Annotated in this window: 3 protein-coding genes and 1 tRNA gene; 3 read left to right on the top strand and 1 reads right to left on the bottom strand. The window is 44.8% G+C overall.

The window, feature by feature from the left end; all coding sequences use genetic code 11:
* The first annotated feature begins 181 nt into the window (after positions 1–181).
* Both AWU74_RS06205 and AWU74_RS06200 read left to right on the top strand, forming a co-directional pair.
* Positions 182–255: transfer RNA gene (locus AWU74_RS06205), tRNA-Arg, on the top strand.
* Positions 256–370: 115 nt separating this feature from the next.
* Positions 371–553 (top strand): hypothetical protein, encoded by a 183-nt coding sequence (locus tag AWU74_RS06200; RefSeq protein ID WP_059370165.1) that lies wholly within the window; start codon positions 371–373, stop codon positions 551–553.
* A gap of 13 nt (positions 554–566) precedes the next feature.
* On the opposite strand, the gene AWU74_RS11795 is transcribed toward AWU74_RS06200, so the two are convergent.
* Positions 567–710, bottom strand: coding sequence for a hypothetical protein (locus AWU74_RS11795; protein ID WP_187150897.1), 144 nt, complete (start codon positions 708–710; stop codon positions 567–569).
* 50 nt (positions 711–760) lie between these two features.
* Between AWU74_RS11795 and AWU74_RS10620 the strand changes: the two genes are divergently transcribed.
* On the top strand, positions 761–936 hold a 176-nt coding region (locus AWU74_RS10620), incomplete at its 3' end, for a transposase (protein WP_162481887.1).

Raw genomic sequence — 936 nt, 5'->3', positions numbered from 1 at the left:
ACGCCGTTTGCGGCTTTTGCCATACAAACACTCCACGCTGAAAAGACGCGGGCAGTGGTACCCGAAAATATACCCGAACACACGCTTGACAAGCAAAACGCAATAAACTATAGTAACAATATCTACCTTATTTTAACGTCTTATGGTGAACATATAAAACGGTGCTAACTCTATATCCTGCGCGAGATTAGCTCATTTGGATAGAGCGTCGCCCTCCGGAGGCGAAGGTGGCAGGTTCAAATCCTGTATCTCGCAACAACGAACAAATTGAGCGTTTCTTTCGCCGCCTAAAAATTTTCCGATATCTGTTATCAATATTGCTTTGCGCCGCGTGAATACGCCCTAGATTCAACATTTTGTGGAGAGGAAGTTGTCAACATACGGCGGCATACAGAAAGAAAAGACGCTGAAAGGGCTTGTCCGCGACGACTATTTCCCGAAGTTCGGCTACGAACCGGATATCGATAATATCGACTTCGTAATCACCGACAAGGAAGCGGGTCATTACAGATATCTTTTTCCTGAGGAGATTTATGCCACTCTACTGTTTTAAAAAAAATTCATCTTTATATATATTGCTTCTTTATACTTTTTTCCAGCGGCACAATAGTTGAGCCAATATCAATTTCATCGATCTGAGTGCACCAGTTATTTATAAAATAATAAACTATGCCTCCTGTTTTATCTTTCCCTTTCTTTTTTTCGTTCATATTGTCTAGGCAGTGTGGACTGGATAGGGGAAAAGAGGTAAAATAGAAGCATGAAAAGAAATGAAGGCATTCACCGGCACGATATAAGCGACGAGGCGCGGGAACGGATAAAAGAACTGCTGCCCGGACAGGCAGGGAAACGCGGGGGCGTGGCGAAAGATAACCGCCTGTTTATCAACGCGGTAGCGTGGCAGACGCGCACGGGCGCTCCGTGGAGGGATATACC

Source organism: Treponema endosymbiont of Eucomonympha sp. (genome assembly GCF_001028545.1).
Note: the sequence above shows the minus strand (reverse complement) of the source record. Positions and strands in the feature narration are given on the sequence as shown.